Here is a 22,384-nt window from a genome sequence, read left to right as displayed (position 1 = left end):
CCAATGAATGACTTCACGATTTTAGTAACTCATGACGCCTTTGCCTCCAGTGTCGCGCTGACGCTCGATATCCTTTCGACGGCCGCCGTGCTCGCCCGGCGAATGGGTACTGCTATTCCTCGCTGGCAGGTCTGCGGGGTGAGCACGGAGTGCGTGACGCTCGGCCACGGTATGCACATTGCGGTTCAGCCTCTGGCCACTAGGTCCGATGACCGCTCTTGCTGGATAATCCCTGGCATCGGGGTAGCTGACGCTCTCATGATCGAGCACCGATTACAGCAAGCGGATATTGCTCTGCTAGTGCCGGCATTACGCGCGCATGTACAGGCCGGGGGCAATGTAGCCGCATCGTGTTCTGCTGTGTTCGTACTGCAGGCCGCGAACCTGCTCGCGGGGCACAGTGTCACCACTTCCTGGTGGTTGGCACCCTTGCTCCAACAGAAAGCCCCTGAATGCCAGGTAGATGCCGATCGCATGGTAATCCTCGACCCGCCGTTGACTACCGCGGGTGCAGCGCTGGGTCAAAGCGATCTGATGTTGCATCTTCTGCGAAGCAGATTTTCTCCTGCATTAGCAGATGCCGTTGCACGGGCGCTACTGATAGATGGTCGGCAACTGCAGTCACCCTTTATGGTTCCGGCAATGATGGCTCAGGGTAACGAATTGATCGCACGATTGACGGCTCATATTGAAGCCTCGCTACCGACCATTATCAGCGTCAGCACACTCGCATCCGACTTTGGCCTGTCAGAACGAACCTTATCCCGACACATCAACAAGGCTACCGGTAATAGCCCATTACGGCTGATCCAGCGAGTCCAGGCCAATAAAGCCCGGGAGTTGCTGGCAAACAGTAAATATTCAATTGACACCATTGCCGAACACGTTGGATACAGAGATGCCACATCCCTGCGGCGACTGATGAAAAGAATGCTGAACGCCACACCACGACAATTGCGTTAACTGCTGCGACGTCCTTATTTTCAATTCAGTTATCCATTTGGGAGCGCGACTCAGACAAACCAATATACTTGGCCCATCGCTGAATAACCTCAGGCGATGGCGACGCTAAACGTTCTGCTTCCCCCCCTTATCAGGAAAAGGTTATCCATGACTGGGTTCAGTCCGGCCGTTAAGCAGCCCCTTGAAATGACAGTCAAGCCCTGCGCTTAGAGCAATACTCCATAATGAGCCGAGTAACCGCTGCCAAAATTGCCTGATCCGCGTCAGGCGAGGTGAACAACCGACATTGCGCATCCGGCAATTCCGGCAACCCTTGCTCTACCCCAATGACCGCCAACCCGTGCCCCAGCTGACTGAGAGGCATGGGCGCGACCGCGAAGCCTGACAGGGCTGCCGCGCGCAACCCGGCGATGCTGCTGCACAACATCGCCGTGCGTTGGGAGATTCCCGCCTGCGCCAGCCTCGTCAGCGCGGCCTCGCGATAGGGGCACGGCTCGGGAAACAAGGCCAGCGGCAATGGCGTTGGTAAACGGGCGACGGGTTGCGCCGACCAGGCCCACACCAGCGGCTCTTGCCATAGCAACAGCCCCGTTTCGCTGGTTTCGCAAAGCGAACCGATGACCACCTCCAGATGCCCTTGCTTCATCAGCGCCAATAACGTCCCCGGAATGTTCACCTGCACCTCGATCTCCATCCCGGGGTACTGCGCTGCGAAATCCTGAACAGTGCGCAGTAATCGAGACTCGACAAAATCTTCGGACACCCCAATCCGCAATCGCCCGTGAAACGGCGTGCGTGTCAGGTCTGTCCAGGCATCACGGTTCAGCGCGAGGATCGTGCGCGCATAAGAGACCAGGCGCTCGCCATCGGCCGTCAGTTGCTGGGAACGGGTGGTGCGCATCAACAGGGGTTTACCAATCTGTTCTTCCAATCGCCGCACATGGCCACTGACTGCCGACTGAGTCAGGTGCAGCTTCTGGGCCGCACGGCTGAAGCCCTCTTCATCGACGACGGTGACAAATGTCTTGAGCAGCAGAGCATCGAACATAGTTTTATACGTGATTAATCCAGCAAGAATTTACGATTTATATTTCAAATACAACTATGTTGCAATACTCCCTCCTACGCTGCCTCCCCATCACTCAAGGTGTGTCATGACAACTCTTCTCCATATTCAGTGTTCTCCACGCAAGCAGCGTTCGGCTTCCCTTGAAGTCGCCCGCAGCTTCATTGCGCGTTATCAAGCAAATACCCCGGAAACCAAAATCATCACCCTTGACCTCTGGAACCTGGCTCTGCCGGAATTTGATGATGTGGCCATGGAGGCCAAATACGCCGGGCTCAATGGCACGCCGTTGACCCCGGCACAACAAGACGCCTGGAACACGTTAAAAGAGTTGGCAAGTCACCTGCACCGTGCGGATGTACTCGTGATGTCCGTACCGCTGTGGAATTTCAGCATCCCGTACAAACTCAAGCACTTCATCGACCTGGTTTCGCAGAAAGACATCCTGTTCAGCGTTGACCCGGAACGCGGTCTGGAAGGTATGCTGCACAACAAACTCGCCGTGGTGATGTACGCGCGCGGCCTGGACTTTTCGGCGCAATCGATCACTCCGGCGGAGCGCTTCGACTTCCAGAAACCCTACGTGGAAGCCTGGCTGAAATTTATCGGCGTCACGGATGTGCATTCGGTGATTGTGGAGAAAACCATCCTGGGGGAAGACGTTGATCGGCACGCGCGTGAGGCAGCGACTCAGCAGGCCAGGAACCTGGCAGACAGTTTGTCGCTGACGCTTCAGGTGCCCCTGCTGCACATCGACCCATTACAAACCGAAATACCTGAATAGCCACAACCCTCCCACACCCACCGCCAGCGTCATAACAGTATTGCGAGTCTGCCAGGTGAGCCAGGCCATTCACGACAGCTTATTTGACCAGCGTAATGGGTATATCTGAGAGCTGAATTACTTTGGCCGCGACAGATCCCAAAAAGATTCCCGCCAAAAAACCGTTCCCATGTGAACCCAATATGATGGTGTCACAATCTATGGTTTGCGAGATAGCCACGATTCTGCTGGCTGCATCACCTTGTAAGGTGTGGAGAGTGAATGCAATCCCTTCTTGCTTCAGAAGCTCCACAACCGTGTGTGAGTCCTCAGCACTTTTATCACCGTAGTAGCGATCGACTTCATCTTCGCTCATGTCGTGAGCTACTCGAGTGGGTAAAAGTGGCTGCACATTCACCAAATGTACCTCAACGCTCCCGCCGAGTAGTCCACCCTCCTGAATCAGCCCGATAAGGTAACGCACTGCGCGTTCCGAATGCTCGGAACCATCGACAGCTACCAGTATTTTATGCATTTCCAGATCCTCTTTCAGTCAGATGAAGGTGCTTGTCGTTCAGGAATGGGCCGTTCGCGATTCATTCTATTCGGACAAGCGGATTCGAATCTGTTTTTCAATCTCGATGATTGCAAAGAGCGCAACGCCAACCCCAATAATCAGCAGGCCATCAACGAACGGGATAGCCTCCGTTGCAAACACCCTTTGCAGCGGTGGCGCATACGTGATCGCAAACTGAGCAAAGATGACCAGCGCCACGATCATCCACACAACCTTGGTGCCACGAATGCCCTTCCAGGTAAGTGAAGTACTATAGATATTGCGAATGAAGAACAAATGGAATATTTCCATTACAACTAGCGTGTTTACCGCAATGGTTCGGGCTAACTCCACGGAGTAACCACGCTCGAGCGCATACGAAAAAACGCCATAGACACCACAGAGGAACAGAATAGAAACCAGCGTCATATGCCAAACTAGTGCACCGTTTATAAGTGGTTCTTTGCGTGACCGGGGTGGTTTGAGCATAGTGGTTTCTTCAGTAGGCTCGAATGCGAGTGCGACGCCAAGTGTCACTGCAGTAATCAGATTGATCCACAGAATCTGTATCGGAGTCACCGGCAACGTAATGCCGAGTAGCAGAGCCACAATGATAGTCATGGTTTCGCCAGCGTTGGTGGGCAGCGTCCAACTCAACACTTTCTTGATGTTGTCATAGACCGTCCGGCCTTCGCGAACTGCCGCCACGATGGAGGCGAAGTTGTCATCTGCCAGCACCAGATCCGCAGCTTCCTTGGCCGCTTCGCACCCTTTTCCTCCCATAGCGATACCCGCGTCGGCGCGTTTTAATGCAGGAGCATCGTTGACGCCATCGCCGGTCATGGCCACTGTCATACCATTCGATTGCAGCGCCATCACCAACCGGAGCTTATGCTCAGGGCTAGTGCGTGCAAAAATGTTGACGTGTTTTATTGCCTCTTTGAGAACAGCGTCATCCATGGAGTCCAACTCCACACCGGTCAGCACCTTGTCGGGGTTTTGCAGGCCAATCTGCCGACCGATAGCCACAGCAGTTCCGCCGTGATCGCCAGTGATCATTTTTACGACAATGCCTGCAGCCTGGCATTGCTGAACGGCCTTTATCGTCTCGGGTCTAGGTGGGTCGATCAGTCCGACCAAGCCCAGCAGGGTTAACCGTCCTTGTACGTCCCCAAACGCCAGCACAGTGTGTTCGGGTGCAACTGATCTAACCGCAAACGCCAATACACGCTGCCCCTTGGCAGCAATGGCGTTTGCCTGTTCGTGCCAGTAAACCGCATTGAGCGGTTCAACTCCGCCAGCGTTTACGTATTGCTGGGTGCTCATGGCCAAGATCTGCTCTGGCGCGCCTTTCACATAGATTAAGGCCTGTCGATCGTGGCTGTGATGCAGTGTCGCCATAAAGCGGTGTTTCGGGTCAAACGGAATGGCATCGGTGCGGGGCCAGACTCGATGATCTTCAGCAATATCGATTCCGCTCTTTCCGGAAAATGCCAACAAGGCACCCTCCATCGGATCACCCTCTACCCTCCATAAATCTTCATGCAGGTGCAGTACAGCATCGTTGCACAGACCCGCTGCCCTCCCCAACTCCGCTAACGCGGGGCTAGTCGATATGTCGACTAACTGGTCCCCAACGCTGATGCATCCCGTTGGTTTGTAGCCAGTGCCATTGACAGTGAAGTTGAGGCCGTTCGTCACTACCGACGCCACCATCATTTCGTTGCGGGTGAGTGTGCCGGTCTTGTCAGTACAGATGACAGATACCGAGCCTAGGGTTTCAATGGCCGGCAGGCGACGCACGATGGCGTTGCGGCGAGCCATTGCCCGGACGCCGACAGCCAGCGTGATGGTAAGGACGGCGGGCAGCCCTTCAGGGATCGCCGCTACAGACATCCCGACCACGACCATGAAGATATCGGGGAAGGCGTAGTGCCCGACATAATGACCGAACACAAGTAGAAGACCGCCGACTAACAAGATCAAGATCGTCAGCCAACGCGCAAATATGTTCATTTGCTGCACCAGCGGAGTGGTCAGCGTTTCTACTCCGGCAAGCAGCGTACTGATGCGTCCGATTTCAGCCGCTGCTGCGGTCGCAACGACGACCCCAGTTGCTTGCCCGCAAGTCACAAGCGTACCGCTGAACGCCATGCAAGTCCGATCACCCAGGGCTGCGTCAAGGGTTACTGGTACGGTATTTTTTTCTACTGGTACGGATTCACCGGTGAGAATTGCTTCTTGAATTTGTAGTCTGTTCGCGTGCAGCAGGCGTAAGTCTGCAGGGACTTTATCTCCCGCCTCCAGCAGTACGATATCGCCCGGCACCAGCTCCTCGCCCACAATACTTAAGCGTTCGCCTGCCCGAATCACGGCGGCGTGCGGTGACAGCATCTGCCGGATAGCGTCCATGGCTTTTTCCGCTTTGCCTTCCTGGACATAGCCAATGATTGCGTTGGCAATAACCACCGCAAGAATCACCACCGTATCCCACAGATGTTGCAACATCGCAGTAATTACCGCAGATCCTAAAAGCACATAAATCAGAATGTTATGAAATTGCAGCAAGAATCGCAGCCACGCAGGTCGCCGTGCTGCTTCTGGCAAGCGATTGAAACCAGTGCGGTCAAGCCGGACTTGAACTTCGGCAGTCTCCAGCCCGACACGCTCATTGACCTCAAGCAGGTTCGTCACTTGCTCTGCAGGCACTGAGTGCCAAGCCACCGAATGCAGGGAGATGGGTGTTTGCTCATTAGCCACGTCGATCACCTGCTTGATCAATGAATATCTCCTGTGGGAACAGCTCAACTGAAACGGGCTGAGGTGGTCATGAGCGGGCATGGCTATATCAGAATGCTGAAAACTCGCTCGTCGCTTTTACATTCTCTCCGTCTTCTAGCTGATACGAACTAAAATATCTGTGCAACCGGCCGTTAAATGCCTATTGACTTACATCAAGTTGTTCGCCGTTAGTAGTGTGACAAGATATTTTACCGAACAACCTATTCGTCGCTCTAAAGTTCTGTGATGACACCAGCATCCCAGTGTTATTTTTCAGGAAGCTCTATCTGTTGAGCATTCAGCGGTCAATGTCTTACCCCGTCACCGAGCCCTAACCAGCTCCCCACACCGTCGTATCGGTATCACCTTCGCAACCAAACAAGCGCAGATTCGCAAGCGCGGCGCAGCGGCTGAAGTCGGTGATGATTCGCTACTGAGCCCAACCTCGATATTTTTCGATTTTCATGTGACGGCTTTTGCAGCTCTGGCGATCAAACAACGCTAGAGTATTTGCTGTCTCACATAAGGAATTGACAGATGTTCATTGGACGACTCGCCGAACTGACCGGCTGCACCCCGAAAGCCATTCGACTGTACGAGCAAATGGGCCTGATCAACGAGCCGGCGCGTGAGGGGCGGTATCGCCTCTACAACGCTCATCACTTGGAAATCGTCCACCTCATACGCAAGGCGCAAATGGCCGGGTTCAAGCTGGCCGAGATGAACCCGCTGATTGCGGCAAAAAACAAACTGAAGTCATTTCCGCTGGCGTTGGCCAACCAGGCCGTCGACGACAAGCGCCGCCAGGTCCAGGACAGGATCGCCGAACTGCAGGCGCTTGATCTTCACTTGATTGAACTCAAAAGCGAGATGAACTCAATGTTTGCGCCTCGCCCTGTGGCGGGTTTTCATAAGGTTGATGCGCTTGTCTGTACAGATAAGCAAACGCTTGCCTTAAAGCCACTTCAGGCGGCCGGGGGTTGAAGCCCAACTCATGTTTCGCCTTGGTGATGTTGTATTCCTGCGCCACGTTGTGAAACAGGCGCACTTGGCTCAAGAGCAGTTGGGCGGGCTTGCCAACTAATTGCGCCCAGCGCTCCTGGAGCCAGGCCACGCTCAGCAATAACCAGCGTGGCGCTGAGACAGGCTGGCGATACCCGGGAGCTTGGGTGTTGGCGGCCTCGATCAAATCGCTGAGTGGCGACGAACGCTCATTGGCCAGGATATAGCGCTGCCCCGGCCGGCCCTTTTCGGCAGCGAGTATCATCCCTTCGGCCACATCGCGAACATCCACAAAGTTGAAGCGAAACCCCGGATCAAACGGCATCTGCCGCTGCCGAACCGATTGAAGAAATCCCATGGTATCCGTGAGGTAGCCGGCATTGGGGCCAACCATCGCCGAAGGCAATACCGACACCATGCTCAACCCCAATGCCTCCGCGCACTGCCAGGCCACCTGCTCGGAGAGAATCTTCGATTTGTAGTAGGCGTTTTCGCTTTCCGTATTCCAGTGCGCCTCATCCAGCGCGGTACCATCATGGCCGACGGCGGCCACCGAACTGACGTAGACAACACGCTGCACACCCGCCCGAGAAGCGGCCTCCAGCACACGTCGCGTACCCTGGATATTCGGCTCGACAATCTCGGCCTGCGGGTTGCGAGCCCAGTGCTTGAACACGGCGGCCACTTGAAACAGCACCTCCACGCCTTCCAGCGCCTTATCCAGCGCCGCACGGTCCAGCAACTCGGCATACACCAACTCGCAGTCCAGCCCGGCAAAGGGTGTGTTGTTACAAATGTCACGAACCCCGGCTCGAACCCGATAGCCCTGATTGAGCAGCGCTCGCGTCAAGGTGTTGCCCAAATGGCCGTTGGCGCCCGTCACCAGACATAAACCTTTCACAGGAACTCCTTGTTGGCAGCGCGCCAGAGTGGACGCTGAAAAAAAGCATACGAGGTGTCCCATGGGACAGAGTCAAGTAGCCATTGGCACGTTGGTTTCAGTTTTAGATTTTAGTATCACGGAAACATCTAGACACATTTATAGTGAGTATTAAGCAAAACATTATCTGGGGGACAGTTATGACACGAACGTTCCAAGTTAAAAAAAACACCATATAAACCGCGGCCTTAATCATCTGTCCCTAAGGACAGATGACACGATTTTAAAGCAAAAACATTTCGAAGCACTCTTGTTGAGTTAAGTAACGCGCACTGATAGCATTTCGACACCGCTGAAATATTACGCTTTTGACTGATCACGCATGGACGCTTCAATGACGCTGAACAAACAACTTCTCCCTCATCATCACCTTCCCGGTGAGGATTTGAAAAACCTGAGCCACGGCAGAAATCGGTTTATCTCATACACCGCCGTCATCACGTCATACCACTACGCCCACCTCTAGCTTAATTACGAAACTCCACAGTTCAATAGAGCACCGATGCACGTATTCTCCGACCTGTAATCCGTGCGCAGACTTTATCGATACACATAATAATATTAGAGCTAGTTCTAAGGCGCCCCCATGCTCAAATCAATCATATTCTCAGCATCCTTGCTGCCTATGCTGGTGCTCGCTGGAGAACTCACCTCGGACTCAAGAGTTTCGTATCAGACGGCTGAAAACATAGCTGAGGGTAAACTTTCAAAGTCTGAAACACGCTTCTACAACTCGCTGTCCTACGAGACCGAGTCAGAAGCTCGGCTGTTCCTCTCCACCCGCCTGCGCTGGAACATGAGCGGCCAACTTGAACCCGGCGAACCGGACCAGACGGCACTTTCACCGATCAACGATGGGCGCAAAATTTACGACAACTACCCTTTTCAGTTCGACCTGCGTGAACTCTATTACCGACAGGCATTTGGCCAGGAAGGCACCCTGACCCTGGGCAAGCAACAAGTGGTCTGGGGGCAGGCAGATGGGGTGACGGTGCTGGATATCGTCAACCCGATGAACTACCGCGAATTCATTCTCGAAGACTCGGAGGAAGCCCGCATTCCGACGTGGATGGCCAATATCGTCGTGCCTGTCGGCCCATTCGATATGCAGGTGTTATGGATTCCCGACCAGACCTACACCGACTTTCCCAATTACAATGAAGGTGAATTTGCCATTCGTTCACGGCGACTGATCCCCGCAGCCCCCGCCGGACTCAGCCTGCCGGTACAACGACAGCGCGCCGAGCGGCCAGACCGGCCGATAAAGGACTCCGACGTGGGCATTGCCCTCACGTCCAGCGTCGACTCCTGGGATTTTTCCCTGAACTACATGTATCACTACAACGACGCGCCCTTCTTTGAAACGCAAATGGTCATGACAGGCACAGGCCCGGTGATCAATGTTCGCGAACGCTATGAAAGAACCCACACGTTCGGCGGTAGTGCCAGTACTTCAATCGGCGACTATGTATTACGCGGCGAATTGGCCCATGCGACCCAGCGCTCAGTCATCGACTATGACCCGAGCAGCAAAGATGGACGCTTCCAAACCAACGACACCAGTTACGTGCTCGGGCTTGATTATTATGGTTTCACCGAAAGTGTCGTCAGTGTGCAGTTCTATCAAAGTATCCTGGGCGAAACCACGGATTATCTGCCGCGTAAAAAAGTCGATAATATAATGACGTTCCTTTATCGAAAGGACCTGCGTCATCAACGCGACAGTTTTGAAGCCCGCTGGTTCACCAACAATAACGACGGCGACGGACTATTTCGACTGCAATACGCCTCTAAACTGACCGAAAGTATTAAGGGCACTATTGGCCTGGATGTGTTTTACGGAGACCGCAATGGTGTATTCGGACAATTCGAGAATAACGACCGCATTCAAGTAAAACTCGACTTCTACTTCTAACACCTAACGGCCAACGTCCCCAAACATACTTGGGAAAGACTGCCTGCGAGAATAAAAAATGCTGACCATCAATCATTCATTCAGCCATGCACTTGACAACAACACTGCGCGATGGACGTTCGCAGACACACAGCAGTCGTACAGCATTGAAGCACTGGGTTTGCTGGTGGATAAGTGCGCCGCAAAACTGGCAGCTCACGGTTTTCAGGAACAGGATCGCGTCGGCTTGATCCTCAATAACAGTATCGAATTGGTCGGCTACCTGATGGCGTGCTGGCGATTGAACCTGGTCGCCGTCCCACTGCGGACCAAGTCCGGTAAATATGTGAATTACTCGGATTTCCTATCCGGGTGCAATCAGTCGTGCAGCTTCCAATTGCTGTTGTGCGACAAGGCGATCAGCAACGACGACATCGCGCTGTGGCGCACGGAAACCGGGCTGAATATTCAATCGGAACCGACATTCGACCCACCTGCCCTGCCCTCCGCGCCGGCCGTGGCCGTGGCCACGCCTCAGGACATGGCGATCATTCAGTTCTCGTCGGGCAGCACCGGCTTCCCCAAAGGCGTGATTGTGACCCACGCCATGATCATCAATCAGCTCCAGCACATCGAGCACACCCACACCACCAGTCGCCATGGCGTCAGCGTGCGAAGCAGCGCCTCGTGGACGCCGATCCACCACGATATGGGCCTGTTCACCGGTGTGCTGTTCCCGTTGTTCCGCGGCTGCAACCATCTGCTCGCCACCCCGGATTACTTCATGCGCAATCCGGCCCGCTGGTTCAAGCTGTTGTCTGAACATCAGGTCGATCTGAGCTTTATCACCAACTCTGCACTGGTTGCAGCACTGCGTACGGTTAAGCGCTTGTACGACAATGAACACGTCGACCTGTCTCGCCTGCACCTCTACATCTCGGCAGAAAAAATCAGTGCCCTGGTACTCAGGAAAGTGCAGGAGCGCTTCGCCCCGCTCAAACTCGCCCCGGAGCATATCCACTCCGCCTATGGCATGGCGGAAAACAGCCTTGGCGCCAGCGCGAGCAAACGGGGCACGCTGAAGATCCTCGCAGTCACCCTCGGCGCCGATGGGGAGGTGCGCCTGGCAAACGAAACCGACGAAACCCGCATTGAGCTGGTCTCCTCTGGTGAAGCTAACCGTCACCACGTGATCAGCGTGCGGGATGCCAACGATCAGCCTCTGCCGGATCTCAAGCTCGGTGAAATCAATATCGAGAGCGACTGCCTGACACCGGGTTATTTGAATATGCCTGAGGCAACCTTCGCCAAGCTCAAGGACGGTCGCCTGCGTACCGGTGATCTGGGGTTCATGCATGAGCAGGAGCTGTATTTCTACTCGCGCCAAGATGATTTGATCGTGATTGGCGGCAAGAACATCATCCCCGAGGACATCGAGGAGACCATCGAAGGTTTTGACTTTGTACGCCCCTCCGGCAGTGCGCTGCTGTCGATCGAAAACGCCCATACCGGTTTGATGGAGCTGCACTTGGTGCTTGAGGGCGACGCCAACGACACCGGCAGTGAGCTGGCCAGAAAACAACAAACCCTGACCCTGGCCGTGCTCGACATCCACGACGCGCTGTTGAACCGCGTGCATTTCTGCCCCAAGGGCAGCATCGAAAAAACCTCGAGCGGAAAAAAACGCCGGCGTGTCATTCGCCAACGCTTGATCGACAAGCAACTGGTGCCTTTTCAGCCTGCTGCCACTGGGCTTGAGCCTCACGCTATTTCACATGGAGAAGTGACCTGATGAACTCCCCCGCTGCTGATGTACTGGATTACACCCCACCGCCTTTGTCATCCGTCACGCGAGACGCCGTTGGTGATTGGATTTTCCGCTGGCTGCTTGATCGCGACTACAGCGAGAACCTGTCGATGTCGATTGATACGCCGTTTTCCGAGGTGGGCATGACCTCCATGGACGCCGTGGAACTCGCTGCCGAGCTGTCCCTGGTATCCAAAGTGCCGCTGGACTCGACGATTGCCTGGCATTACCCGACGCCCGGTGAACTAGCAGGTTATGTGGCTGACACGGCAAAGGCCGGCTCGCCTGCGACGCAGCCATCACGCCCGATGGCCGAGCCTGCCGTCGACAAGGCCGGTCTGGGGCAGATGGATGAACAGGCAATGATGACATTGCTCGAGAATTTGCTCGGCGCCAAAAGCCCGACTACCCGCAGTTGACCGTCCCAAGCGGCGCGCCTGGCGCCGCTCAAGACCTGCACAAGCTCTAAAAACCCCTGCACGACTGGCGGCCAGTGCGGCACGCCGGTCAGCCCGTGGCCAGGATTTGGCGATGCGCACCGCTTTTTAATCACCCTGTTGCGGGTGAAGACTAACTTCTTGAGATCAAACCAATGAAATCGACAGACTCTAAACCCATGGGAATCAAGGAGCTTCTGGAAAATTCTGTCTGCGAAATCCTCAATCTCAGGCGGCAAGTCCAGCACCTGCAATCGAACCTGGATGAACCGATCGCCATCGTCGGCATCGGCTGCCGGTTCCCGGGCGGCGCGACAACACCGCAAGCCTTCTGGCAGCAGTTGAAGAACGGCGACTGCGCCGTGCGCAATATCAGCAATGAGCGCTGGTCATCGGACGATTACTTCCATCAGGACGCCAGCATGCCCGGGAAGATCTACAGCCAGCACGGCGGCCTACTGGACAACATCGATCACTTCGACGCCCAACTGTTCAAATTGCCGACCCACGAAGCCAACCTGATGGACCCACAGCAGCGCCAACTGCTGATGGTCTGCTGGGAAGCATTGCGCGATGCGAACCAGAACCTCGATGAGTTAAAAGGTAGCAAGACCGGGGTGTTCCTTGGTATGAGCACCAACGACTATGCGCGCCTGGCCATCGACCCGCTGGCCCCGAGCCTTATCGACGCCTATGCGTGCCTGGGCAATGCCCAGAGTGTGGCGGCAGGCCGTGTGTCGTACCTGTTTGGTTTCCACGGGCCGACACTGGCCCTGGACACCTCATGTTCGTCCTCGCTGCTCTGCGTGCACCTGGCCTGCGACAGCTTGCGCAAAGGCGAGTCGAGTATGGCGTTGGCCGGCGGGGTGAATGTAATTCTCGGGCCGGAAAACAGCATCGGTCTGTCGCGCATGCAGGCCTTGTCCCGCCAGGGACTGTGCCGCACCTTTGATGCCGAGGCCGACGGCTACGTGCGCGGTGAAGGTTGCGGTGTCGTCGTGCTTAAGACACTGACTCAGGCACGCCTGGATAACGATCATATCTACGCGGTGATCCGTGGCTCGGCGGTCAACCATGATGGCGCCAGCAACGGCCTGACGGCACCCAACGGACGCATGCAGCAGGCCGTGATCGAAGCGGCACTCAAAGAGGCCCGGGTCAGCCCCGAGCACATTCATTATGTCGAGACCCACGGGACCGGCACGCCCCTGGGCGACCCGATTGAGGCCAATGCGCTACTGCGCGCATTACGCCGGGACTTAGCGGGCGTGCCACTGCTGATTGGCTCGGTGAAGACCAATATCGGTCACCTGGAGTCGGCAGCCGGCATCGCGGCATTGATCAAGTTGACGCTCTCGCTCAAGCACAACCTAATCGTGCCGCACCTGCACTTTTCCACGCCCAACCCTCATATCAATTGGGCCGCAAACAACCTGGTGGTGCCTACCCGGAGCCAGGCCTGGCCACACCCGGACACGCCCCATTACGCCGGCGTCAGTGCATTTGGTTTAAGCGGCACCAATGTCCACATGATCCTGTCTTCGGCGGATGATGATGGCCGGTCGGACGCGCCCGAAACCAGCCCCGGCGTGCTCAGTTTTACGGCCTCTTCGGCGCAGACGCTCGCGCTCACTGCTACTCGCTGGCAAACCTACCTGCGCGACACCGAGCACGCATTTACCGACGTCTGCCTCGCCAGTAATCGCTACCGGCAATCGTCGACACACCGCTTGGCGGTGGTGGCGGACAGCGCACAGGACGCCAGCCAATTGCTCGCCCGATTTGTCGCCGGCGAGTGCCCGTCCGCGATTTATCAGGGTGTCACGCCAGACAAACCCAGCGCCCCGAGCCTGATGTTTTCCGGCCAAGGCGCGCAATACACCGGCATGGGCGAGCAGTTGTACGCCAGCCAGGCGGTGTTTCGAGAAGCCCTGGATCAGTGCGATGCGCTCTATCGGCTGGAAGTCGGCCATGGCATTAAAGATGTGCTGTGGGGAAGCCGCGCGGCAGAATTGGCGGAGACCCATTACACCCAACCGGCGATTTTCTGCCTTCAATATGCCTTGACCCGCCTCTGGGCCAGCCTGGGCGTCACCCCGGCTGCGGTGATCGGCCACAGCCTGGGCGAATATGCAGCAGCTTGCGCCGCTGGGGTATTTTCCCTGGAGGACGGGCTCAAGCTGATTATCCAGCGCGGCCAGTTAATGACCGCCCTCACCGCCCCCGGCGCCATGCTGGCGGTGCAGACCGAGCGCCACGCCCTCGAGCAACTGCTGGTACCGTTTGCCGATCAGGTCTCGATTGCCGCGCAGAACAGCTGCAATGACCTGGTGATCTCCGGCCAAGCCTCGGCGATCACCCAGATAAAACACCAGCTCGATGAACAAGGCGTTCGCAATACGTCCCTGGCGGTTTCGCGGGCGTTTCACAGCACGTTGATGCAACCGATGCTCGAAGCGTTTGCCCAGGTGGCCGAGCAGGTTCGCTACAACGCGCCAACGCTGCCGTTCTATTCGACAGTGCTCGGGCGGCGCGTCGACCATGAGCTGTGCCACGCTCACTACTGGGTCCGTCAGATCGCCGCGCCCGTGGAGTTCCATGCCGCCCTCCAGGCACTGCTGGCGGAACAACCGCACCTGCTGCTGGAAGTCGGCCCGAGTGCCACGCTGACCGATCTTGCCCGACGCGAACGGGCCCCTGACGATACGCGCGCGCTGCTCGCTTCGCTGCACAAGGGCCACGACGACAACCGCATGCTGCGCAAAAACCTCGCGCAACTCTACGTCCATGGTGTGCTGCTCACCCTCTCCCCCCTAGGTGACGTGCGCAAGCTGGCGCTGCCGTTTGAAGCGCTGGACGAAAAACCCTACTGGTTTGAAGGCGGCGCAAAACCTACGGTCAAACGCCGCGAAGCCTCGGCGACGGCGACACCTACCGAGCTGCAACTGTGCGTCCATCGCCAATGGCACCCCACCGGCAACTTCCGTGAACATCGACAGCCCTTGAACGGCCGTTGGCTGCTGGTGTGCGACGCCCCAGACTTGATCGAAGCGCTGCAGCACCGCGCGTTCACCCACGTGCTCGGCAGCGAACTCGCAACGCTCGACCGCTTCACAGGCGCGCCATTCGATGCCGTCCTATACGTTAGCACCTCGGCCAGAATCGATGCCGGGCCGGCCGCCGTCGAGCATATCCAGGATTTCGTCACCCTCGGCACACGCCTATGCGCCGCGCCGTACCTGGCGCCGAATGCCCGTTTCGTCGTCGCCCATTACAACTCAAGCCCTGAGGCCCGTTTGATTCACAGCACCAGCGTCGGGATGTTCAAGACCCTGGCGCAAGAGTTCACGCACCTGCGGTTCAGTCAGGTCGACGTGCAGCCCGGCCCATCATTGGCTGAAGACGCTTTGCGCCTGCTGGACTGGCTGGCAGCCCCCACCAGCGCCGCGGTTCCGTTTGAAGTGCGCCTTGAAGCCGATTACGCCTACGAATGTCGCCTCGTGGACGTGGCATCTGCACATACGACGCCCCTGGATATTCGGGCCGACCGCAGCTACTTGATCACCGGCGGCCTGGGTGCCCTTGGTCTGGAGATTGCCCAGGGCCTGGCGGCCCAAGGCGCCGGCCAGTTGCTGCTGGTTTCCCGCCGCAGCGCGCTGGACGCCGCCCAACAGGCCATCGTCGACCGCCTGCGCGCACAAGGCTGCGATGTCAGGACCCTGTCTATGGACATCGCCGACAGAGCTGCCCTGGCCGGGTTGATCGCCGAGTGCGGGCAGACCCTGTTGCCGCTGACCGGCGTCATCCACACCGCCGGCACACTCAATGACTGCCGGGTTGACGGCCTCAGCCACGCTGCACTGGCAGCGATACTGGCGCCCAAGGTCGCGCCCGCCTGGTACCTGCATGAGCTCACCGCTCACCTGGCACTGGATTGCTTCGCACTGTTTTCGTCAGTGTCCGCCGTGTTTGGCAACTACGCCCAAGGGCCGTATTGCGCCGGCAACAGCTTCCTGGATGAGCTGGCGGCCTTTCGCAATGCGCAAGGAAGAGTCGCTACCAGCTACGCCTGGGGCCCATGGGCCGGTGCCGGCATGGCCAGCACCGATGCGATCACCGCCGCCGCACTGGCGGCCCAGGGCCTGGGCCTGATCACACCTGCCGACGGGCTGAAGGCGTTCTTCACGCTGCTGTCCGGGCCACACCACAATCCGCTGGTGCTCGCTCTGCGCCAGGACGCCCTGGCCGCGTTCCAGCACAGCCCCTCCAGTCCCGCCCTGATGAGGCTCTACAGCCAGTCAACCGGCAACGCGCCGGCGCCTTCGATCGAGCCGGCGGCACAACCTCCGTTGCGTACCTACGTTGACAGAATGCACCCCCTGCCCCCGAGCATCGCGATTGAGCGTCTATTGCGCGAGAGCATCGCCGAAGTTTCCGGCAGCCAAGAAGGCGAGCATTACAACGTCGACGCGCCGCTGATCGAAATGGGCCTGGACTCCTTGATGGCGGTGCAACTGCGCAATCGGCTATCGACCCTGACCGGCGAAACATTGCCGGTGAGCTTGCTGTTCGATTATCCAAGCCTGGGACAACTCACCGATTACCTGCTGTCATTGCTCAAGGAGCGCAGCCCGCAAACCGTCGAGGCCGGCGCCGCCGCGGATGCCTGTGCACCTGCGCGACAGGACATCGCGATTATCGGTATGGGCTGTCGCTACCCAGGTGGCGTGACCGACCCGGCGTCGTTCTGGTCGATGCTGGTGGAAGGGACCGACGGGGTTGGCGAAGTCGGCAATACGCGCTGGAACAGCGCGGAGTACTTTGATGCAGACCCTGATGCCCCCGGCAAAATGTACAGCCGATGGGGAGGTCTGCTCGATGATGTCGCTGGCTTCGATAACAGCTTTTTCAATATCAGCAGCCAGGAAGCCATCAGCATGGATCCCCAGCAGCGGCTGTTGCTGGAAGTCGGCTGGGAGGCATTGGAGCACGCAGGCGTACTGCCTTCGACGGTGGAAAAAGGCGGGATTTTTGTCGGCTGCGGCCCCAATGAGTACAGCCACATCCTCAATGCCCCGGGTGCTCCAGAGACCAGCGCGTACTTCGCCACGGGCAATTCAATCAGCGTGAATGCCGGTCGCCTGGCCTATTTTCTCGGCTGGGAAGGCCCCGCCATTGCCATCGATACGGCCTGCTCATCCAGCCTGGTCAGCGTGGCCCTCGCCTGCCAGAGCCTGCGCAGTGGCGAGTGCACTGTGGCTCTGGCGGGCGGTGTGAACCTGACACTGTCCCCCCACACCAACGTGGCGCTGTCCAAGGCTCGCATGCTGTCCCATGACGGTCGCTGCAAAACCTTCGATCAAGCCGCCGACGGCTATGTGCGCTCCGAGGGTTGCGGCCTGGTATTACTCAAGCCGCTGGACGACGCGCTGCGCGATGGCGACAACGTGCTGGGCGTGATCAAAGGCAGCAGTGTCAATCAGGATGGACGAAGCCAAGGGCTCACCGCCCCCAATGGCCCGGCACAGGAACGTGTGATGCGCGCCGCCCTGGCCAACGCGGGCGTCGCGCCGCACTCCGTGCAATACCTGGAAGCCCATGGCACAGGGACGCCGCTGGGCGACCCGATCGAAATGCGCTCCATCGAAGCCGTCTATGGGCAGCGGGCGGACCTCACCCCCCTGTATGTCGGTTCGGTCAAGACCAACATCGGTCACACCGAAGCCGCCGCAGGCGTGGCCAGCCTGATCAAGCTGGCGTTGATGCTGCAACACGGCACCATTGCGCGCAACTTGCACATGAACCAGCTCAACCAGCATTTCAGCGCAAATATCCTGGGCGACACCCCCAGCGTCGTGGTCGCCGACCAACTGCGCCCATGGCCGGCGCACGTACCCGCCATTGGCGCGGTCAGTTCGTTCGGCTTCAGCGGAACCAACGCCCATCTGGTGCTTGCCCAAGGGTCCGCTGCGCCCGTCGGGCTGCCAGCCGAGCAAGACGACCGGCCCTACTTGCTAGCGCTTTCCGCGCGCACCCCGAACGCATTGGCCGCGCTCAAAGCCAAGTACGTCCAGTGGCTGCAGAACAGCGAAGTGGACCTTGCCAGCCTGTGCTACAGCGCCAGTACCACGCGCGCGCACTTCGAGATCCGCCAGGCGTACGTCGCGACGACGTCCCAGCAATTGTGCGAGCAACTGCTCGCCCCCTCGCCGCAGCCACCTCTACCCGACCTGCGCAGTACAACGGGTACCGCGTTCCTGTTCACGGGTCAAGGCAGCCAGTACCTGGGCATGGGGCGAACGCTCTACGCCCAGGAACCGACGTTCAAACAGGCGCTGGATGAATGCGTTGCACTCATGCAGCCATTACTGCACGGCTCGATCCTGGACGTGATGTGGGCAGCCGATGCGCGTCAGTTGAACGATACCTACTACACCCAGCCGGCACTGTTCGCCCTGCAATATGCCTTGGGCAAACAATGGATGGCGTGGGGCGTCATGCCTGCTTATGTGCTAGGGCATAGCGTGGGTGAATACGCGGCGGCCTGCCTGGGCGGCGTGATGTCGCTTGAGGATGGCGTTCTCCTGATCTGTGCCAGGGCCAGGCTGATGGTCGAGCACTGTGAGAAGGGTTCGATGCTGGTGGTGCATGCTGACCACGCGACCACGCTGGGTCTGCTCGATACCCTGGGTGACGTCACCCACACTCTGGCAATCGGTGCGCATAACGGCCCGGCGAACACGGTAGTCTCGGGGTGCTCGCAGGCCATGCAGCGCCTGATCGCTCTGTGCGCCGAACGTGACGTAGACGCCCAATCGCTGCGCGTCTCCCACGGTTTCCATTCACCGCTGATGGCGCCCATGCTGGAGGCGTTCCGCGCTGTGGCAGAGGGCATTGCGTTCCAACCATCGTCTATCCCCTTTGTATCCACCGTCACCGGCACCGTGCTGCAGGACGAGTACGCCTGCGCTGACTACTGGGTCCGCCACGTCCAGGCCCCTGTGCTGCTCGATGCGGCGCTCCAGACCCTGCAAGCCCTGCAGCCACTGGCCGGGCTGGAAATCGGGCCGTCCACCCAGTTTATCGGGATGGCCAGGCGCTGCCTCAACGACTCCAGCATCTGCTGGTTGTCGTCCTTCAAGGCAAAAACCTGTGATCGCCAACAGATGCTGGATGCTCTCGCGCAGCTGTATATCCGCCAGCTCACACCGAGGTGGCCGCAACTGTTTGCCCAGCAACGCATCTGGCCGCGCCTCACTCTGCCGACCTATGCCTTTGAGCACCGGCCGTTCTGGCCCAAGCACGACGGCCAGCAGCTGTACCCATCGCGCCAGCCCAACAGCCAGGCGCAACTCCCCGACCTGCCCAAACTGGGGCAAAAGACCACCAGTGCCACTGGCGACGTGATTTATCAACTCGGTTTTGGCGGTGAGACGCCCTTCCCGATCAATGACCACCAGCTCTACGGCACCACAGTTATTGCCGGCGCCACCCATTTGGCAATGTCCGCGCTGATTGCCGAGGACCTCAGGATTGCTCTCGGATACGAACTCAGCGATGTCACCTTTCCCGGTGCCATGGTGTTCGCGCCAGATGAAGTCAAAAGTTTCCAGTACATCGTTTCGCGCCAGGAGGGCGTTGTCGATATCGCCGGCTATAGCCGTACCAAAGACACTGACGGTGCCTGGCAACATAACTTCGCCTGCACCCTGGCTGCGGCAAGCCCGGCGAAGGCGGTTGCCATTGACCCGCAGTCCCTTGTCCAAGGCCTGGATCAGCAACTGGATGGGCCGGCGTTCTACCGCGAAATGGCGGCGGCCGGTTACGAGCTCAATGGTTGTTTCCGCTGGGTGGAACAGATCTGGCGACGCCCGGGTGAAGCCTTGTCGCGCCTACGTAAACCGGGCAGCCTGGAGCAAGGCTACGTCGTTGCGCCGGGGTTGATGGACGCATTCTTCCAAACCACCGCGGCGGCCTCCTATGAGGCGCAGTTCAGCCTGGCGGGACGCGATACCCTCTACATCCCTTTCGCAATCGACACGCTTGAGGTGCTCCAGCAGGTTAAGGGCCCGCTCTGGTGCCACGTGGTATGCCTGTCTCCTGCGCCCCTGAGCCCCGACGATGCCGCCCTTGAGGCCTACAGTCATCGGGTCAGCGTATACGACCAGCAAGGCCGGCCGGTGGTGGTCGTGGAGGCGCTGCGCAGCAAGCGGGCGCCCAGGTCGGTGCTGATCGATTCGCTCAATCAACAACGCTCACTGGCCTATCAGCTCGACTGGGTGCCGGCTGTCGCGCCTGTCGAATCAGCGCGCCCGATATCGACGGCGGCCAACCCGCTGTGGGTGATCCTGGCGGACAACCACGGACACGCCCCGGACCTGCAACAGCGCTTGCAGCACCTTGGCAAACGGGTGCTGTGTCTGAGCGCCGACGTCGACGGTGAGCTTGACTGCCACGCAGGTTTTGAACTCGCGGCGTTGCCCGGGAGCCTGGCAGCCGTGATTGATCCGTGGGCCCAGGGGCAACTGATCGAGCACGTCATCGACTTGCAAGGCTTGAGCCATCCGGCAGCCAGCCAGGAGAACCTGGCGGAACAACAACGTGCCTTACTCCTGCCCATCCTGGCGCTGCAGCAGTATTGCCTGGGTACCGGAGCGGAGCCGGACTGGACCTTTGCCGTCAGCGGCACACCGTTCATCACGGACCAGCCGCCCCTGCCTGCCATGCTGCGAGGCCTGAGCAACGTCATGGGTGAAGAACACCCTCAGGCGCGCAGCCGGCATATCGACCTGGGCGCGAGCACCCCACTTGAGCGCATCGACCACCTGTTGGCCGAACTGGCTGTGGCGGATGACGAGCGCACCGTTCGCTACATCGACGGTTCCCGTCAGGTCGCGCGGCTGGCACACATGTCCCTCGACACCGACACGGCGCAATCTGCCGCGTTCAGCGCCGACCGCACGTACTTGATCACCGGTGGGCTGGGCGCCATCGGGCTGAGCCTGGCCGACCTGATCATCGAGCGCGGTGGTCGCCACCTGGTGTTGGTGGCGCGCAGCGTCAACACCCAAGCGCTGGCACCGTACCTCGAGCGTTGGCAGGCACTGGATGTTTCGGTAGTGATCAAGCCCTGCGATATCGGCGCACGCGACCAGATCACGCAATTGCTGGACGAGATCGACCGTACCTTACCCGCCCTCGATGGTGTGTTTCATTGCGCGGGGGTCTTGCGCGATGGTTTGCTGGGCGCCCAGTCATGGGAGGACTTCCACGCACCGCTGCCCGCCAAGGTCGACGGCGCCTGGTGGTTGCACCTGGCAACACGGGAACGGGAGTTGCGCTGGTTTGTGCTGTTTTCTTCCGCCGCAACTGTGTTTGGCTCACCGGGCCAGGGCAACTATGCCGCGGCCAACGCATTCCTCGATCAACTGGCACTCGACCGGCGTACTCAGGGCCTCGCCGGGCTCAGCGTCAACTGGGGACCGTGGGACGGACAAGGCATGGCGCACAGCGTCGCACGCCAGGCCAACTTCCAACGTGCCCCAGGCATCGGCCTGCTGTCGCCTCGCCGTGCCCTGGAGATGTTGTTGAGCCTGGCCGGCACCACGCAGGCCAACCCGACCGTTATCGATATCGACTGGAGCCAGGTCCACGTATCGATCAGCGAAGGTGCACAGCGCTCCACCCTGGCCAACCTCATCCGAAAGCCCGTCAGTGAAAGCGCGTACCTGGCGCAACTGAGCGTGCTGCGCAGCGACTGCGACGACCTTACGCCCCCCGAGCGCCAGGCCTATATCGAGCAATTCGTGCTGCGGGTGGCCCGGGACATCATGGCCCTCAACGAGCGCCAACTACTGGACGTCAACGAGCCCTTGCAATCGGAAGGCCTGGACTCGCTGATGGCGCTGGAACTGCGTAACAAACTGGCGGGCATCGTGGGCAGAAAATTGCCTGCCACGCTGCTGTTCGACTACCCGACCGTTCGCAGCATGAGCACCTTCATTATTGAGCAGTTGTACCCCGTCACCGAGGACGCGCGCGTCCTCACCCCACCACCACCCTCCGCCGGCCCCGTGCACGAAGTACACGACAACTTCAACCACCTGACCGACGAAGAACTCATCGCCCTCCTGGCGGATGAAGCACTTTGAGCCGACACGCACGCGAAAAGGGAA

10 protein-coding genes and 1 pseudogene are annotated in these 22,384 nt (G+C 58.6%); 7 read left to right on the top strand and 4 right to left on the bottom strand.

The window, feature by feature from the left end; genetic code table 11:
• Positions 1-3: 3 nt before the first annotated feature.
• Positions 4-963: a GlxA family transcriptional regulator gene (locus OQ460_RS11545; RefSeq protein ID WP_410017625.1), complete on the top strand. Its 960-nt coding sequence runs from the start codon at positions 4-6 to the stop codon at positions 961-963.
• 193 nt (positions 964-1,156) lie between these two features.
• Here the strand turns inward: OQ460_RS11545 and OQ460_RS11540 are convergent, their stop codons facing one another.
• Positions 1,157-2,011: a LysR substrate-binding domain-containing protein gene (locus OQ460_RS11540; RefSeq protein WP_410017624.1), complete on the bottom strand. Its 855-nt coding sequence runs from the start codon at positions 2,009-2,011 to the stop codon at positions 1,157-1,159.
• A gap of 106 nt (positions 2,012-2,117) precedes the next feature.
• On the opposite strand from OQ460_RS11540, the gene OQ460_RS11535 reads away from it, so the two are divergent.
• Complete coding sequence (locus OQ460_RS11535) at positions 2,118-2,813, top strand: FMN-dependent NADH-azoreductase (protein WP_410017623.1); 696 nt, start codon at positions 2,118-2,120, stop codon at positions 2,811-2,813.
• Between the two features lie 79 nt (positions 2,814-2,892).
• Here OQ460_RS11535 and OQ460_RS11530 read toward each other — a convergent pair whose 3' ends face one another.
• Both OQ460_RS11530 and OQ460_RS11525 read right to left on the bottom strand, forming a co-directional pair.
• On the bottom strand, positions 2,893-3,327 hold the full coding sequence (locus OQ460_RS11530; protein ID WP_410017622.1) for a universal stress protein: 435 nt from the start codon (positions 3,325-3,327) through the stop codon (positions 2,893-2,895).
• A 66-nt stretch (positions 3,328-3,393) separates the two neighbouring features.
• Positions 3,394-6,126 carry a cation-transporting P-type ATPase gene (locus tag OQ460_RS11525; protein WP_410021981.1) on the bottom strand — a complete coding sequence of 911 codons (2,733 nt, stop codon included), beginning with the start codon at positions 6,124-6,126 and terminating at the stop codon, positions 3,394-3,396.
• 540 nt (positions 6,127-6,666) lie between these two features.
• Here OQ460_RS11525 and OQ460_RS11520 point away from each other — a divergent pair.
• Positions 6,667-6,975 (top strand): annotated as a pseudogene (locus OQ460_RS11520) (MerR family transcriptional regulator); the annotation flags it as partial.
• Between the two features lie 13 nt (positions 6,976-6,988).
• On the opposite strand, the gene OQ460_RS11515 reads toward OQ460_RS11520, so the two are convergent.
• A complete protein-coding gene (locus tag OQ460_RS11515; protein ID WP_410017621.1) occupies positions 6,989-8,032 on the bottom strand; it encodes an NAD-dependent epimerase/dehydratase family protein in 1,044 nt (347 codons plus the stop codon).
• A 625-nt stretch (positions 8,033-8,657) separates the two neighbouring features.
• On the opposite strand from OQ460_RS11515, the gene OQ460_RS11510 reads away from it, so the two are divergent.
• The 4 genes from OQ460_RS11510 to OQ460_RS11495 all read left to right on the top strand — a co-directional run bounded on the left by OQ460_RS11510 (position 8,658) and on the right by OQ460_RS11495 (position 22,360).
• A complete protein-coding gene (locus tag OQ460_RS11510; protein ID WP_410017620.1) occupies positions 8,658-9,986 on the top strand; it encodes a DUF1302 family protein in 1,329 nt (442 codons plus the stop codon).
• Positions 9,987-10,044: 58 nt separating this feature from the next.
• On the top strand, positions 10,045-11,757 hold the full coding sequence (locus OQ460_RS11505) for an AMP-binding protein (RefSeq protein ID WP_410017619.1): 1,713 nt from the start codon (positions 10,045-10,047) through the stop codon (positions 11,755-11,757).
• Positions 11,757-12,191, top strand: coding sequence for an acyl carrier protein (locus OQ460_RS11500; RefSeq protein WP_410017618.1), 435 nt, complete (start codon positions 11,757-11,759; stop codon positions 12,189-12,191). Before OQ460_RS11505 ends, OQ460_RS11500 begins: the two co-directional genes overlap by 1 nt.
• A gap of 173 nt (positions 12,192-12,364) precedes the next feature.
• On the top strand, positions 12,365-22,360 hold the full coding sequence (locus tag OQ460_RS11495; RefSeq protein WP_410017617.1) for an SDR family NAD(P)-dependent oxidoreductase: 9,996 nt from the start codon (positions 12,365-12,367) through the stop codon (positions 22,358-22,360).
• Positions 22,361-22,384: the final 24 nt, after the last annotated feature.

Origin of the sequence: Pseudomonas imrae, assembly GCF_046352735.2 — a bacterium.
Taxonomy (GTDB): Bacteria; Pseudomonadota; Gammaproteobacteria; order Pseudomonadales; family Pseudomonadaceae; genus Aquipseudomonas; species Aquipseudomonas imrae.
This window is presented reverse-complemented; position numbering and strand designations above follow the sequence as displayed.

Excerpts from the sequence above, each read along its gene's own strand:
- OQ460_RS11545 (WP_410017625.1), top strand. The coding sequence starts at position 4 with ATGAATGACTTCACGATTTTAGTAACTCATGACGCCTTTGCCTCCAGT.
- OQ460_RS11540 (WP_410017624.1), bottom strand. The coding sequence starts at position 2,011 with ATGTTCGATGCTCTGCTGCTCAAGACATTTGTCACCGTCGTCGATGAA.
- OQ460_RS11535 (WP_410017623.1), top strand. The coding sequence starts at position 2,118 with ATGACAACTCTTCTCCATATTCAGTGTTCTCCACGCAAGCAGCGTTCG.
- OQ460_RS11530 (WP_410017622.1), bottom strand. The coding sequence starts at position 3,327 with ATGCATAAAATACTGGTAGCTGTCGATGGTTCCGAGCATTCGGAACGC.
- OQ460_RS11510 (WP_410017620.1), top strand. The coding sequence starts at position 8,658 with ATGCTCAAATCAATCATATTCTCAGCATCCTTGCTGCCTATGCTGGTG.
- OQ460_RS11505 (WP_410017619.1), top strand. The coding sequence starts at position 10,045 with ATGCTGACCATCAATCATTCATTCAGCCATGCACTTGACAACAACACT.
- OQ460_RS11500 (WP_410017618.1), top strand. The coding sequence starts at position 11,757 with ATGAACTCCCCCGCTGCTGATGTACTGGATTACACCCCACCGCCTTTG.
- OQ460_RS11495 (WP_410017617.1), top strand. The coding sequence starts at position 12,365 with ATGAAATCGACAGACTCTAAACCCATGGGAATCAAGGAGCTTCTGGAA.